The organism is Streptomyces sp. NBC_01410, from assembly GCF_045040195.1.
Lineage (GTDB): Bacteria > Actinomycetota > Actinomycetes > Streptomycetales > Streptomycetaceae > Streptomyces.
Window position 1 is genome coordinate 6112141 of record NZ_CP109530.1, and the last position, 13479, is coordinate 6125619.

Consider the following 13479-nt stretch of genomic DNA (forward strand, 5'->3'; position numbering starts at 1 on the left):
CCCGCGTTAGCCTGGAGCGTCAGACTCCAGCCAGCGTCATCAAAAGAGGGGCACCCGCATCCCGTGCGCATCGCCAGGTTCTCCATCGACGGCAATGTGGCCTTCGGCGCGGTCGAGGGCGAAGGCCCCGACGGCCTCGTCCTCGACATCATCAAGGGCATCCCGTTCGCGGACTTCGAGCTCTCCGGCACCAAGGTCCCGCTGGCTCCCGGCTCCAAGGACAGGGTCCGGCTGCTGCCGCCCGTGCTTCCCAGCAAGGTCGTGGCCTTCGGCCGCAACTACGCGGAGCACGCCGCAGAGCTCGGCAACGAGGTCCCCGACGCGCCGTTCGCCTTCTTCAAGCCCTCCACCTCGGTGATCGGCCCCGGCGACCCCATCGCGTACCCCTCCTTCTCGCAGGAACTGCACCACGAGGCCGAACTGGCCGTGGTCATCGGCCGGATGTGCCGCGAGGTCCCGCGCGAGCGGGTCAAGGACGTCATCCTCGGCTACACCTGCGCCAATGACGTCACCGCCCGTGACGTCCAGAGGCGCGAGAAGCAATGGGCCCGGGCGAAGGGCTTCGACAGCTCCTGCCCGCTCGGCCCCTGGGTGGAGACCGACCTCGACCCGAGCGACCTCGCCATCCAGTGCACGGTCAACGGCGAACAGCGCCAGCTCGGCCGTACGAGCCAGATGATCCACTCCATCGAGGACCTGATCGTCAATGCCTCCGAGGCGATGACACTGCTCCCCGGCGACGTCGTCCTCACCGGCACACCGGCCGGGGTCGGCCCGCTCAACGTCGGCGACGAGGTCGCCGTCACCATTCAAGGCATCGGCACTCTCACCAACAAGGTGATCAAGCGTGGCTAACGCGAACGTCCGCGTACGTTTCTGTCCGTCCCCGACCGGCAACCCCCACGTGGGCCTGGTCCGCACCGCCCTGTTCAACTGGGCCTACGCCCGGCACACCGGCGGCACCATGGTCTTCCGTATCGAGGACACCGACGCGGCTCGCGACTCCGAGGAGTCGTACAACCAGCTGCTCGACTCGATGCGCTGGCTGGGCCTGGACTGGGACGAGGGCCCCGAGGCGGGCGGCCCGCACGCTCCCTACCGCCAGTCGCAGCGGATGGACATCTACCGGGACGTCGCCGAGAAGCTGATGGCCGGCGGCTACGCGTACGAGTGCTTCTGCACCGCCGTCGAGCTGGAGGCCCGCCGCGACGCCGCCCGTCTGGCCGGCAAGCCGTCCGGTTACGACGGCACCTGCCGCAACCTCTCGGCCGAGCGGATCGCGCGGTACAAGGACGAGGGCCGCCCGGCCATCGTCCGCTTCAAGATGCCCGACGCGCCGATCACCTTCACCGACCTGGTCCGCGGCGAGCTGACCTTCACCCCGGACAACGTGCCGGACTACGGCATCGTCCGCGCCAACGGCGCCCCGCTGTACACGCTGGTCAACCCGGTCGACGACGCGCTGATGGAGATCACGCACGTACTGCGCGGCGAGGACCTGCTCTCCTCGACCCCGCGCCAGATCGCGCTCTACAAGGCGCTGATCGAGCTGGGCATCGCCAAGGAGATCCCCGCGTTCGGTCACCTCCCGTACGTCATGGGCGAGGGCAACAAGAAGCTCTCCAAGCGCGACCCCCAGGCGTCCCTGAACATCTACCGGGAACGCGGCTTCCTCCCGGAGGGCCTGCTCAACTACCTCTCCCTCCTCGGCTGGTCCTTCTCTGCCGACCAGGACGTCTTCTCGATCGAGGAGATGGTGGCGAAGTTCGACGTGGTGGACGTCAACGCGAACCCGGCCCGCTTCGACCTGAAGAAGGCCGAGGCGATCAACGCCGACCACATCCGCCTCCTCGACGTAAAGGCCTTCACCGAGGCGTGCGGCCCCTGGCTGCGGGCCCCGCACGCCAACTGGGCCCCGGAGCAGTTCGACCAGGCGGCCTGGGAGGCGATCGCCCCGCACGCCCAGACCCGGGTGACCGTCCTCTCGGACATCACGGCCAATGTCGACTTCCTCTTCCTGGACGCGCCGGTCGAGGACGAGGCGTCCTGGACGAAGGCGATGAAGGAGGGCTCCGACGCGCTGCTGCGCACGGCCCGCGAGAAGCTGGCCGACGCGGACTGGTCCAGCCCCGAGTCCCTGAAGAACGCGGTCCTGGCGGCGGGCGAGGAGCACGGCCTGAAGCTCGGCAAGGCCCAGGCCCCGGTCCGCGTCGCGGTCACGGGTCGCACGGTTGGCCTGCCCCTGTTCGAGTCGCTGGAGATCCTGGGCAAGGACAAGACGCTGGCGCGGATCGACGCGGCGCTGGAGAAGCTCGCGTCCTGACTCCGAGGCGCCGCCGAAGCCTGCGTTCTAAGCTCGGCTCATGCCGATCCGCGCGGTCCTGTGGGACATCGATGACACGATCTTCGACTACGCCCGCGCCGACCGCGCCGGAATGCAGCGGCACCTCGAAGCCGAGGGCCTGGTGGACGGATACGACTCCGTCGACCAGGCCCTCGGCCGTTGGCGCGAGATCACCGACCAGCACTGGGCGCGCTTCTCCGCCGGTGAGACCGACTGGCAGGGCCAGCGCCGCGACCGCGTGCGGTCCTTCACCGGCCGGCCACTCGGCGATGCCGAGGCAGACGCCTGGTTCCAGCGCTACATCGTGCACTTCGAGGCCGCCTGGTCGCTCTTCCCGGACGCCGTCCCCGTACTCGACCTGCTCGCCGACGGCTACCGCCATGCCGTCCTGTCCAACTCCTCGCTCCACAACCAGGACCGCAAGCTGCGCGTCCTTGGCGTACGCGACCGGTTCGAGGCGGTCGTGTGCGCGGCCGAGCTGGGTGTGTCCAAGCCCGCACCCGAGGCGTTCCACGCGGCTTGCGAGGCTCTCGCGCTGCCGCCCGAAGAGGTCGCGTACGTGGGGGACCAGCCGGACATCGACGCACAGGGCGCCGCGGCCGCGGGTCTCACCGGTATCTGGCTGGACCGCACCGGCCGCGGAGGGCGTCCTGAGCTCACCCGTATCACCGGTCTCGCCCAGCTCCCCGGCCTGCTGCGGCCCGATACTCGTTTTGGAGCGCCGGACACCTTCAGGTAATGTTCTTCCTGCGCCGCCCGAGTGGGCCGAGAGGTCCGGCCGGGGAGCGCAAACCAAACAAACCCCCTCAAGGGGTTGAGTTTTGGTGGGCTATGGTGTAATTGGCAACACTACGGTTTCTGGTACCGTCATTCTAGGTTCGAGTCCTGGTAGCCCAGCTCGCAGAGTTCTTCTGCAAAGCCCCCGTTGTGTAGCGGCCTAGCACGCTGCCCTCTCAAGGCAGTAGCGCCGGTTCGAATCCGGTCGGGGGTACAGATCCATCCTGCTGATCATCAGGGTCGCACCCGATGACCGCGCAGTGACATCACCCGGCTCTGCCGGGTGGGATCGCTAGGGCCCCCGTTGTGTAGCGGCCTAGCACGCCGCCCTCTCAAGGCGGTAGCGCCGGTTCGAATCCGGTCGGGGGTACTGGTCTAAACCACCATGGCCTATGGTGTAATTGGCAACACTACGGTTTCTGGTACCGTCATTCTAGGTTCGAGTCCTGGTAGGCCAGCTCGCGGAGCTCATCCGCAAAGCCCCCGTTGTGTAGCGGCCTAGCACGCCGCCCTCTCAAGGCGGTAGCGCCGGTTCGAATCCGGTCGGGGGTACGCATCGAAGAGGCCCTTCGCGCATCGCGGAGGGCCTCTTCGCGTTCTTCGCGTACGGACCTTCCTGCGGCGGCAGCCCCTGGCGGATACTCCGCCCATGGATGCTGTCGGCGCGGAACCCCTCGTACGTACCGCGGAGTTACGCATCTCCCGCATCCAACAGCCCCCGGGGCTGAGGATCGAGGGCATCGTCGACGTCCATGCCCACCGACACCTGAGCGGCGCTCTCGACGTGATCGCCTCGGTCGAAGGGGATCTCCAACTCGACCTCTCGGGGCTGGAGTTCCTCGACCTCGGCGGACTGCGCCTGCTGATCGGCCTGGCCCGGACCCGAAAGCCGGGCGACCATGTGGAGTTGGCGGGACTCGCCCCGCATCTGCGGAATGTGATCGCGCTCGTGGGCTGGGACGACACACCCGGTCTGCGGCTGGGAGACCGCCGTGTCAACTGACCGGGTCCCGGGCCGCTTTGAGCACCAGGCCTGTCTGTACGGCGACGAGGAAGAGTTCCTGGCGATGGCCGTGCCCTTCGCCGACGAAGGGCTGGCCGCGGGGCAGCCGGTGCTCGCCGCCACGACCCCCGCGAACATCGCGCTTCTGCGGGACGCGCTGGGGGAGCGGGCGCACGCCCTCGACACCGCCGAGATCGCCTGCTTCGGCCGCCGGCCGGTGGACCGGGTCGGCGCGTTGCTGCGGTACACGGACAGCTTCCGGGCGCGGGGCCGCCCGGTGCGGATGATCGCCGAACCGGTGTGGACGGGGCAGTGCACCCGGGAGATCAACGACTGGAAGCGGCTGGAGTCCGGGCTCAATGTCCTGCTCGCCCACACCAACGCGCGGCTGATCTGCCCGTACGACACCCGCAGCGTGCCGGACCACGTCGTGGAGGCGGCCTGGGCGACCCATCCCCGCCATGTGGTGGGGGACCTGGTGCTGCCCTGTGGCACCTACACCGAACCGGAGACCTACGCCGCGGCCCGGGACAGCCCGCTCCCGCCGCCGCCCCCGCACGCCGCGCTCCTGGAGCCGCCGGCCTCGCTGGACGCGGTACGGCGCTTCGCGCGGCTGCGGGCCGAGACGGCGGGCCTGAACGAGGAGCGCGTGGCGCAGGCCGAGACCCTGGTGAACGAGGCACTGACCTGGCTGCTCGCGCGCGGGGCGTCCGATGCGGAGCTGCGGGTCTGGGAGGAGCCGGGCGCGGTGGTCTGGGACCTGCTGGGCCTGGGGCGGCAGGCGACCGTGCCGGGGCGCTTCGCTGGTTTCGTCCCGCCGGGACCGCGGCCGTCGGCGGACGACGCGCTGTGGCTGGTGCGGAGCCTGTGCGAGGCGGTGGAGATCCGTGCGGTGACCGACGGCGGTCTGCGACTGCGGCTCCGCTGCGCCGGCGCGCGCGCCTTGCACTGGCCTTGAATTTCCCGCCGGGGCCGGCCTGAACATCAGGCCGACCCCCCGCCGCGGGCGAGGACGGCGGGGTCAGCCCGAGCGCCGCAGCGCCTCGCTCAGGCGGCCCGCCGCGTCGATGACCGCCTGAGCGTGCATCCGGCCCGGGTGCCGGGTCAGCCGCTCGATCGGGCCCGAGACCGACACCGCGGCCACGACCCGGTTCGACGGCCCCCGCACCGGCGCCGAGACCGATGCCACGCCCGGCTCGCGTTCGCCGATCGACTGGGCCCAGCCCCGGCGCCGTACGCCGGACAGGGCCGTGGCCGTGAAACGGGCGCCCTGCAGGCCCCGGTGCAGGCGCTCCGGCTCCTCCCAGGCCATCAGGATCTGGGCCGACGACCCGGCCTTCATGGTGAGCGTGGAGCCGACCGGCACGGTGTCCCGCAGACCGGACAGCCGTTCCGCCGCTGCCACGCAGATACGCATGTCTCCCTGCCGGCGGTAGAGCTGCGCGCTCTCGCCCGTCACATCGCGCAGATGCGTGAGAACCGGTCCCGCCGTGGCGAGCAGCCGGTCCTCGCCCGCCGCCGCGGCGAGCTCGGCCAGCCGCGGGCCCAGGATGAACCGGCCCTGCATGTCCCTCGCCACCATCCGGTGGTGTTCCAGTGCCACGGCAAGGCGATGTGCCGTGGGTCGTGCAAGCCCTGTCGCCGCGACCAGCCCGGCGAGGGTGGCCGGACCGGACTCCAGAGCGCTCAGTACCAGAGCTGCCTTGTCGAGAACGCCGACGCCGCTAGAGTTGTCCATGCAACGATATTCACGTCTCACACTGTGAAACGCAAGTTCAAATTTCCCGGGAACTTGCGACTCTGTAGTGGCGGCCCGCGGACCAACGGGCTCTGCACAAGATCTCTAGTTGCGTCGGCGAACAGGCCGGCCGGAGGGAAAGCGATGGGTAGGACACTCGCGGAGAAGGTCTGGGACGACCATGTCGTCCGGCGCGCCGAGGGCGAGCCCGACCTCCTCTACATCGACCTGCATCTGCTGCACGAGGTCACCAGCCCCCAGGCTTTCGACGGGCTGCGCCAGAATGCCCGGCAGGTGCGGCGTCTCGACCTCACCATCGCGACCGAGGACCACAACACCCCGACGATCGACATCGACAAGCCCATCGCGGACCCGGTCTCCCGCGCCCAGTTGGAGACGCTGCGCAAGAACTGCGCGGATTTCGGTGTACGGCTGCACCCGCTGGGTGACGTCGAGCAGGGTGTCGTCCACGTCGTGGGCCCCCAGCTGGGTCTGACCCAGCCCGGCACCACCGTGGTCTGCGGCGACTCGCACACCTCCACCCACGGCGCGTTCGGCGCGCTGGCGTTCGGCATCGGCACCTCCCAGGTGGAGCATGTCCTGGCCACCCAGACGCTGCCGCTGGCCCGCCCCAAGACCATGGCCATCACGGTCGAGGGCGAACTGCCCGACAGCGTCACCGCCAAGGACCTGATCCTGGCCATCATCGCCCGGATCGGCACCGGCGGCGGCCAGGGATACATCCTGGAGTACCGCGGCTCCGCCATCGAGAAGCTCTCGATGGAGGCGCGGATGACCATCTGCAACATGTCGATCGAGGCGGGCGCCCGGGCCGGAATGATCGCCCCGGACCAGACCACCTTCGACTATCTGCGGGGCCGTGACCACGCCCCCGAGGGCGAGGACTGGGACGCCGCCGTCGCGTACTGGAAGACGCTGCGCACCGACGACGACGCCGTCTTCGACGCCGAGGTGTTCATCGACGCCACCGAACTGGCGCCGTTCGTCACCTGGGGCACCAACCCCGGCCAGGGCGCGCCCCTGTCGTCCAGCGTCCCCGACCCGGCTTCGTACGAGGACGCTTCGGAGCGCCACGCCGCCGAAAAGGCCCTGGAATACATGGGGTTGAGCGCCGGACAGCCGCTGCGCGACATCAAGGTCGACACCGTCTTCGTAGGCTCCTGCACCAACGGCCGGATCGAAGACCTGCGCTCGGCCGCCGCCATTCTGGACGGCCGCAAAGTCGCCGACGGCGTACGGATGCTGGTGGTCCCCGGCTCCGTACGGGTCGCGCTGCAGGCCGTCGAGGAGGGCCTGAACAAGGTCTTCACCGAGGCGGGCGCCGAATGGCGGCACGCGGGCTGCTCGATGTGTCTGGGCATGAACCCCGACCAACTGGCCCCCGGCGAGCGCTCCGCGTCCACCTCCAACCGCAACTTCGAGGGCAGGCAGGGCAAGGGCGGACGCACCCATCTGGTCTCGCCGCAGGTCGCCGCCGCCACCGCGGTACTGGGCCATCTGGCCTCGCCCGCCGACCTGTCCGAAGCCCCCGCGACCGTCGGAGTCTGAGCACCATGGAAGCTTTCACCGCACACACCGGCCGGGCCGTCCCGCTGCGCCGCAGCAACGTCGACACCGACCAGATCATCCCGGCCCACTGGCTGAAGAAGGTCACCCGCGACGGCTTCGAGGACGGGCTCTTCGAGGCCTGGCGCAAGGACTCCTCCTTCGTCCTCAACCAGCCCGAGCGGCAGGGCGCCACGGTTCTGGTGGCGGGCCCCGACTTCGGCACCGGCTCCTCCCGCGAGCACGCCGTGTGGGCCCTGCAGAACTACGGCTTCAAGGCCGTCATCTCCTCCCGGTTCGCCGATATCTTCCGCGGCAACTCGCTCAAGAACGGTCTGCTGACCGTGGTTCTGGACCAGAAGGTCGTGGACGCGCTCTGGGAGCTGACCGAAGCCGACCCGACGGCCGACGTCACCGTGGACTTGGAGAAGCGACAGGTTCTGGCCGAAGGAATCACGGCCGACTTCGACCTTGACGAGAACGCCCGGTGGAGGTTGCTGAACGGGCTGGACGACATCAGCCTCACCCTTCAGAACGAAGCCGACATCACGGCTTACGAGGCCTCCCGACCGGCCTTCAAACCCCGCACAATTCAGGCCTGAGCAGCGCTTTTACCGTACTGCGCCCCCCACCGTCCGGTGGGGGGCGCAGTCGCTTGTTGAGACCCTGCCGGGCGACAACTCGCCCCAGATGGCACAATCGGTGCATGGAACGCGACAGCCAACTCGAGCTCTACGAGGCAGTCGCCGCCCGACTGAAGGAAGCGCACACAAGAGTGCGCGCACTGCAAGTCCCGGAGGGCGTAAGGATGGCGCTGTCCCGGAAGCTGCTGGTCGTCACGGCAGCGGCGAAGCACGATCTCCCGGATGCGGCTAGGCGTCTGGACCGCTTGATGAAGGACCTCGACGAGGGCCGATTCCCTGAAGGCGACTGACACCCGAAGTTCCGCGAAGGTCGACTTCGTTGCGGCACTAGGGTGATTAGCCCGTTTCGTGTTTGATTTGCGGTATATATCTGCCTAACGTGCGAAAAAGCCTGGACGCATTCGTTCCGGCCAATGTCTCCGAAGGGGAAGACGTGAACAAGGCGCAGCTCGTAGAAGCGATTGCCGACAAGGTCGGCGGCCGCCAGCAGGCCGCAGACGCTGTCGACGCGGTACTTGACGCGATCGTCCGCGCAGTTGTCGGCGGAGACCGGGTTTCGGTCACCGGCTTCGGCTCGTTCGAGAAGGTCGACCGTCCCGCCCGTTACGCCCGCAACCCGCAGACGGGTGAGCGCGTGCGGGTCAAGAAGACCTCGGTTCCGCGCTTCCGTGCGGGGCAGGGCTTCAAGGACCTGGTGAGCGGCTCGAAGAAGCTCCCCAGGGGCGGCGAAGTCGCCGTCAAGAAGGCTCCCAAGGGCAGCCTCACGGGTGGCGTCGCCGCAGCCCGTACGACCGTCAAGAAGGCGGCCGCCAAGAAGACCGTCGCCAAGAAGGCGGCCGCCGCGAAGAAGACGGTCGCCAAGAAGGCGGCGGCAGTGAAGAAGACCGCGGCGAAGAAGACGGTCGCCAAGAAGGCGACCGCGAAGAAGGCCGCCGCCAAGAAGGCGACTCCGGCGAAGAAGGCGACCGCGAAGAAGGCGACGGCGAAGAAGGCTGCCGCCAAGAAGACCGCGCCGGCCAAGAAGGCGACGGCGAAGAAGGCGCCCGCCAAGAAGGCGACGGCGCGCAAGACCGCCGCCAAGAAGAGCGCCGCCAGGTAGTAAGCGGCACAAGGTCACAGGGCCACTCACGCGCCGGGCCGGGCTCCCCTCGGGGAGCCCGGCCCGCGGCGTTTCAGAGGGTTGCCAGTGTCACCAGCGTGATGCGCAGGGCCCCACCCTGGCCCTCGGTCTCGATACGGACCCGCTGGCCCGGCCGCAGCAGCCGCAGACCGCCCGCGTCGAAGGCCGCGGCGTCGAACTCCACCGGGGTGCCGTCGTCGAGCAGCACACTCCCGCTGCGGGTTTCGGAGTCGTAGGTGTACGAGGTCGCCTGCATACCGGCAGCTTAGGGGGTGTCCTCGGGGTCCGGAGGGTGTGGGCGCTAGGCCGTGTCTGACAAATAGCGCCGTCCGCCCGCAGGGCGGGGTGCGCGGCGTCCGGTGCGTGCAATCGCAAGGCGGTGGGGGCACCCCCGGACGAAGTCTGGGGGAGATCATCCTCGTACTGGACGTACTTGGATGACTCCGACAACGCAACGAGTGGGCGTGCCGGGCGTCGCGCACCAGGCGAGATTTGTCAGACACGGACTAGAGGGTGCGGGCCCCCGCCGCCCAGCGCTCAGCGGTCCGCGGGCCCACTCCCAGGGCCAGCGCGGCCGCCAGATCGTCCCCCGTGTCCACGTCCTGCCGTACCGAATCCACGCCGTCGAGCAGGATTTCCGCGGCCCCCGACGCCAAATGCCGGCGGCGCGATCGGCCGCCGAAAGCGGGACGCAATTCCGTGCCCGGTGCCGCGGAGAGGAAAGTCGTGCCGATTCCCGCCGCATCCGCCAGAAATGCCCGGGGAAATACCGAAGCGCGAACCAGTACCCGGGTCAATTCCTCGGGGCGCAATGCGGGCAGATCGGCGTTGAGTGCCGCGACGGCCGCGGCCGGACGCAGCGCCCGCACCACCTCCGCCCCGTGCGCGAGCGCCGCGTTGAGGCCGGCGCCCGGGCTGTCCGGCACGATCCGCGCGCCCAGCGCGGCCAGCTCGCCGCCCGCCGCCGGATCGTCCGTGACGACCGCCACATCCCGTACCACGCCGCACGCCAGCGCCGCGGCCACCGTGTCCTGGGCAAAGGCGAGCGCGAGATGCGGCCGCAGAATGCCGTCCGCGGCCCCCGCGAGCCTGCTCTTGGCCAGAACGAGGGGCTTCAGCGGGACCACCAGGGACCAGCCGTCCGTCGAGTCGGTGTTCGTGGCGAGCTCTCCGTCCATGCGCATCGGGCCCCATTGTGGCGCGAGCCCTTGATGAGCCGGAGGCCCGGGCCCGGAGCCGAGGCGTACGGTGTTCTCGACAGACCAGGGGCCTGGGGCGACACTTGACCCCCAGCAGCCGGGCGGGAGCCCGGCAATAGAGGAAGGTGTCCGAGTGTCCCGCCGTAGAATCGGCTTCTGGTACCGCCTGGCGGCGGTCATCGCTAAACCGCCGCTGTTGGTTCTGTTCAAGCGGGACTGGCAGGGAATGGAACACATTCCGGCGGACGGCGGATTCATCACCGCTATCAATCACAACTCGTACCTCGACATGTTCTCCTACGGGCACTTCCAGTACAACAGCGGACGTGTGCCCCGATTCCTGGCCAAGGCCGCGCTCTTCAAGGCGCCGGTTGTCGGCACACTCCTGCGGGGCACCGGTCAGATTCCCGTCTACCGCGAGTCCTCCAACGCCTTCGGCGCCTTCCGGGCGGCCGTCGAGGCCATCGAGCGCGGTGAATGCGTCGCCTTCTACCCGGAGAGCACGCTCACCCGCGATCCCGGTATGTGGCCGATGACCGCGAAGACCGGAGTCGCGCGTGCGGCGCTGCTGACCAAGGCGCCGGTCATTCCGGTCGCCCAGTGGGGCGCCAACTTGGCGATGCCGCCGTACGCCAAGGAGAACAAGGTCAGTTTCTTCCCGCGCAAGACGCTTCAGGTGAAGGCGGGCCCGCCGGTCGACCTCGACCGCTTCTACGGCCAGGAGCCGACCCCCGAGGTGCTGAAGGCGGCGACCGAGGACATCATGGCCGCGATCACCGTGCTGCTGGAGGAGATCCGCGGCGAGAAGGCCCCCGACAAGCCGTACGATCTGCGCGAAGTCCTCGCGCACCAGCGCCGCAAGGCCGCCGAGGAGGGCACCAAGTGACGCGCGCCGCCACCAAGGCAGCAGTATTCGGAACCGGCTCCTGGGGCACGGCTTTCGCCATGATTCTCGCCGACGCCGGCTGCGAGGTGACCCTGTGGGCCCGCCGCGCCGAACTCGCCGCATCGGTCAACGCCACCCGGACCAATCCCGAGTATCTGCCGGGAATTGAGCTGCCCGAGGCGGTACGGGCGACCAGCGACCCCGCCGAGGCCGCGGCCGGTGCCGAGTTCACCGTTCTGGCCATCCCCTCCCAGACCCTGCGCGCCAACCTCGCCGCATGGGCACCGCTCCTCGCGCCGGACACCGTGCTCGTCTCCCTGATGAAGGGCATCGAACTCGGCACCGCCAAGCGCATGAGCGAGGTCATCGAAGAGGTCGCCAAGGTCTCCGCCGAACGCGTCGCCGTCGTCACGGGCCCCAACCTCGCCAAGGAGATCGCCCAGCGCCGGCCCGCCGCCGCGGTGGTCGCCAGCCGCGACGAAAGCGTCGCCCGGCGGCTCCAGTCCGCCTGCCACACCCCGTACTTCCGCCCGTACACCAACACCGACGTGGTCGGCTGCGAACTGGGCGGCGCCGTCAAGAACGTCATCGGCCTCGCCGTCGGCATCGCGGACGGCATGGGCCTCGGCGACAACGCCAAGGGCTCGCTGATCACCCGCGGCCTCGCCGAGACCACCCGGCTCGGCCTGGCGATGGGCGCCGACCCGATGACCTTCTCCGGTCTCGCCGGACTGGGCGATCTGGTCGCGACCTGCTCCTCGCCGCTCTCCCGCAACCACACCTTCGGCACCAACCTCGGCCGCGGGATGACGCTCGAGGAGACCATCGCGGCCACGAAGCAGACCGCGGAGGGCGTCAAGTCCTGTGAATCGGTACTGGATCTGGCCCGCAGGCACGGCGTCGACATGCCGATCACCGAGACGGTCGTCGGCATCGTCCACGAGGGCAAGCCGCCGGTCGTCGCGCTGAAGGAACTGATGTCACGCAGCGCCAAGGCGGAGCGGCACTGACGTGATTCAAGCCAGCGGGTAGTCTCATCGCGATATGAGCAGCGAGAACCTCCCCCAGAGCCCTGAGCAGCAGCCGCGCAAGCCGCGCGTAGCCGTCGTCTTCGGCGGTCGCAGCTCCGAACACGGGATCTCCGTGGTCACCGCCGGTGCCGTACTGCGCGCCATCGACCGTACGAAGTACGACGTGCTGCCGATCGGCATCACGACGGACGGCCGGTGGGCGCTGACCGCCGACGAGCCGGAGCGGATGGCCATCACCGACCGCCGTACGCCGAGCGTCGAGCAGCTCGCGGACTCCACCGAGGGCGGCGTGGTGCTCTCCGTGGACCCCGCCAACCGCGAGGTCGTCTACAGCGAGCCCGGCGCCGTCCCCAAGGCGCTCGGCGAGGTCGACGTCGTCTTCCCCATGCTGCACGGCCCGTACGGCGAGGACGGCACCCTCCAGGGCCTCCTGGAGCTCTCCGGCGTCCCGTACGTCGGCTCGGGCGTCCTCGCCTCGGCAGTCGGCCAGGACAAGGAGTACATGAAGCGCGTCTTCATCTCCTTCGGCCTGCCCGTCGGCCCGTACACGGTCATCCGCCCCCGCGAGTGGGAACTCGACCCGTCCGCCGCCCGCAAGAAGATCATCGACTTCGCGGGCGAGCACGGCTGGCCGCTCTTCATCAAGCCCGCGCGTGCCGGATCCTCCATCGGCATCACCAAGGTCGACCACATCTCCGGCCTGGACGAGGCGATCATGGAGGCGCAGCGCCACGACCCCAAGATCCTGGTGGAGTCGCTGCTGCGCGGCCGCGAGATCGAGTGCGGGGTGCTGGAGTTCGAGGACGGCCCGCGTGCCAGCGTCCCGGCCGAGATCCCGCCCGTCACGGCCCACGAGTTCTACGACTTCGAGGCCAAGTACATCGACTCGGCAGCCGGTCTGGTGCCGGCGCCGCTGACCGAGGAGCAGACCGCCGAGGTACGCCGGCTCGCGGTCGAGGCCTTCGACGCCGCGTCCTGCGAGGGCCTGGTGCGCGCGGACTTCTTCCTCACCGAGGACGGCGAGTTCGTCATCAACGAGATCAACACGATGCCCGGCTTCACGCCGATCTCGATGTACCCGCGGATGTGGCAGGAGAGCGGCGTCGGCTACTCCGAGCTCGTCGACCGGCTGATCCAGGCGGCGCTGCGCCGCTCGACCGGATTGCGCTAG

At 69.3% G+C, this 13479-nt stretch carries 15 protein-coding genes and 5 tRNA genes; 17 read left to right on the forward strand and 3 right to left on the reverse strand.

What is annotated here, in order from left to right; genetic code table 11:
- Positions 1-63: 63 nt before the first annotated feature.
- From OG741_RS28185 to OG741_RS28230, 10 genes are all read left to right on the forward strand, one after another.
- Positions 64-855: a fumarylacetoacetate hydrolase family protein gene (locus OG741_RS28185; protein WP_405602498.1), complete on the forward strand. Its 792-nt coding sequence runs from the start codon at positions 64-66 to the stop codon at positions 853-855.
- Positions 848-2323, forward strand: a complete 1476-nt coding sequence (gene gltX / locus OG741_RS28190) for a glutamate--tRNA ligase (RefSeq protein ID WP_405602500.1) — start codon at positions 848-850, stop codon at positions 2321-2323. The genes OG741_RS28185 and gltX overlap by 8 nt, the downstream gene beginning before the upstream one ends.
- Positions 2324-2363: 40 nt before the next feature.
- Positions 2364-3083, forward strand: a complete 720-nt coding sequence (locus tag OG741_RS28195) for an HAD family hydrolase (RefSeq protein WP_405602502.1) — start codon at positions 2364-2366, stop codon at positions 3081-3083.
- Positions 3084-3169: 86 nt separating this feature from the next.
- A tRNA-Gln gene (locus OG741_RS28200) sits at positions 3170-3241 on the forward strand.
- 21 nt (positions 3242-3262) lie between these two features.
- Positions 3263-3335: transfer RNA gene (locus OG741_RS28205), tRNA-Glu, on the forward strand.
- A gap of 83 nt (positions 3336-3418) precedes the next feature.
- Positions 3419-3491, forward strand: a tRNA-Glu gene (locus OG741_RS28210).
- Between the two features lie 16 nt (positions 3492-3507).
- Positions 3508-3579 (forward strand) — tRNA-Gln (locus tag OG741_RS28215).
- A 21-nt stretch (positions 3580-3600) separates the two neighbouring features.
- Positions 3601-3673: transfer RNA gene (locus OG741_RS28220), tRNA-Glu, on the forward strand.
- Between the two features lie 97 nt (positions 3674-3770).
- Positions 3771-4124 carry an STAS domain-containing protein gene (locus tag OG741_RS28225; protein ID WP_266488726.1) on the forward strand — a complete coding sequence of 118 codons (354 nt, stop codon included), beginning with the start codon at positions 3771-3773 and terminating at the stop codon, positions 4122-4124.
- Positions 4114-5082 carry an anti-sigma factor RsbA family regulatory protein gene (locus tag OG741_RS28230; RefSeq protein ID WP_405602505.1) on the forward strand — a complete coding sequence of 323 codons (969 nt, stop codon included), beginning with the start codon at positions 4114-4116 and terminating at the stop codon, positions 5080-5082. The genes OG741_RS28225 and OG741_RS28230 overlap by 11 nt, the downstream gene beginning before the upstream one ends.
- Positions 5083-5145: 63 nt before the next feature.
- Here the strand turns inward: OG741_RS28230 and ndgR are convergent, their stop codons facing one another.
- Positions 5146-5862: an IclR family transcriptional regulator NdgR gene (ndgR, locus tag OG741_RS28235; protein ID WP_058942291.1), complete on the reverse strand. Its 717-nt coding sequence runs from the start codon at positions 5860-5862 to the stop codon at positions 5146-5148.
- A gap of 144 nt (positions 5863-6006) precedes the next feature.
- On the opposite strand from ndgR, the gene leuC reads away from it, so the two are divergent.
- From leuC to OG741_RS28255, 4 genes are all read left to right on the forward strand, one after another.
- Positions 6007-7431 (forward strand): 3-isopropylmalate dehydratase large subunit, encoded by a 1425-nt coding sequence (gene leuC / locus OG741_RS28240; protein WP_266488734.1) that lies wholly within the window; start codon positions 6007-6009, stop codon positions 7429-7431.
- Positions 7432-7436: 5 nt separating this feature from the next.
- Positions 7437-8030, forward strand: coding sequence for a 3-isopropylmalate dehydratase small subunit (gene leuD, locus OG741_RS28245; protein ID WP_266488736.1), 594 nt, complete (start codon positions 7437-7439; stop codon positions 8028-8030).
- A gap of 104 nt (positions 8031-8134) precedes the next feature.
- Positions 8135-8362 (forward strand): hypothetical protein, encoded by a 228-nt coding sequence (locus OG741_RS28250; RefSeq protein ID WP_142213448.1) that lies wholly within the window; start codon positions 8135-8137, stop codon positions 8360-8362.
- A 143-nt stretch (positions 8363-8505) separates the two neighbouring features.
- Positions 8506-9171, forward strand: a complete 666-nt coding sequence (locus OG741_RS28255) for an HU family DNA-binding protein (RefSeq protein ID WP_405602507.1) — start codon at positions 8506-8508, stop codon at positions 9169-9171.
- 73 nt (positions 9172-9244) lie between these two features.
- Here the strand turns inward: OG741_RS28255 and OG741_RS28260 are convergent, their stop codons facing one another.
- Together OG741_RS28260 and cofC are read right to left on the reverse strand one after the other, a co-directional pair.
- Positions 9245-9448, reverse strand: coding sequence for a hypothetical protein (locus OG741_RS28260; RefSeq protein ID WP_405602509.1), 204 nt, complete (start codon positions 9446-9448; stop codon positions 9245-9247).
- A 250-nt stretch (positions 9449-9698) separates the two neighbouring features.
- Positions 9699-10376, reverse strand: a complete 678-nt coding sequence (gene cofC, locus OG741_RS28265; protein ID WP_405602510.1) for a 2-phospho-L-lactate guanylyltransferase — start codon at positions 10374-10376, stop codon at positions 9699-9701.
- A 148-nt stretch (positions 10377-10524) separates the two neighbouring features.
- Here cofC and OG741_RS28270 point away from each other — a divergent pair, with 148 nt between their 5' ends.
- Genes OG741_RS28270 through OG741_RS28280 form a run of 3 tightly spaced genes read left to right on the forward strand, consistent with a single transcriptional unit; the run spans position 10525 to position 13479 of the window.
- A complete protein-coding gene (locus OG741_RS28270; protein WP_405602513.1) occupies positions 10525-11277 on the forward strand; it encodes a lysophospholipid acyltransferase family protein in 753 nt (250 codons plus the stop codon).
- The gene (locus OG741_RS28275; RefSeq protein ID WP_405602515.1) at positions 11274-12287 is read left to right on the forward strand and encodes an NAD(P)H-dependent glycerol-3-phosphate dehydrogenase; all 1014 of its coding nucleotides are present in this window, start codon (positions 11274-11276) and stop codon (positions 12285-12287) included. The genes OG741_RS28270 and OG741_RS28275 overlap by 4 nt, the downstream gene beginning before the upstream one ends.
- Positions 12288-12321: 34 nt before the next feature.
- On the forward strand, positions 12322-13479 hold the full coding sequence (locus OG741_RS28280) for a D-alanine--D-alanine ligase family protein (protein WP_405602517.1): 1158 nt from the start codon (positions 12322-12324) through the stop codon (positions 13477-13479).

Coding starts and splice junctions, on each gene's coding strand:
- leuC (WP_266488734.1), top strand. CDS start 6,007: ATGGGTAGGACACTCGCGGAGAAGGTCTGGGACGACCATGTCGTCCGG.
- leuD (WP_266488736.1), top strand. CDS start 7,437: ATGGAAGCTTTCACCGCACACACCGGCCGGGCCGTCCCGCTGCGCCGC.
- OG741_RS28280 (WP_405602517.1), top strand. CDS start 12,322: ATGAGCAGCGAGAACCTCCCCCAGAGCCCTGAGCAGCAGCCGCGCAAG.
- cofC (WP_405602510.1), bottom strand. CDS start 10,376: ATGCGCATGGACGGAGAGCTCGCCACGAACACCGACTCGACGGACGGC.
- OG741_RS28250 (WP_142213448.1), top strand. CDS start 8,135: ATGGAACGCGACAGCCAACTCGAGCTCTACGAGGCAGTCGCCGCCCGA.
- OG741_RS28260 (WP_405602509.1), bottom strand. CDS start 9,448: ATGCAGGCGACCTCGTACACCTACGACTCCGAAACCCGCAGCGGGAGT.
- OG741_RS28225 (WP_266488726.1), top strand. CDS start 3,771: ATGGATGCTGTCGGCGCGGAACCCCTCGTACGTACCGCGGAGTTACGC.
- OG741_RS28195 (WP_405602502.1), top strand. CDS start 2,364: ATGCCGATCCGCGCGGTCCTGTGGGACATCGATGACACGATCTTCGAC.
- ndgR (WP_058942291.1), bottom strand. CDS start 5,862: ATGGACAACTCTAGCGGCGTCGGCGTTCTCGACAAGGCAGCTCTGGTA.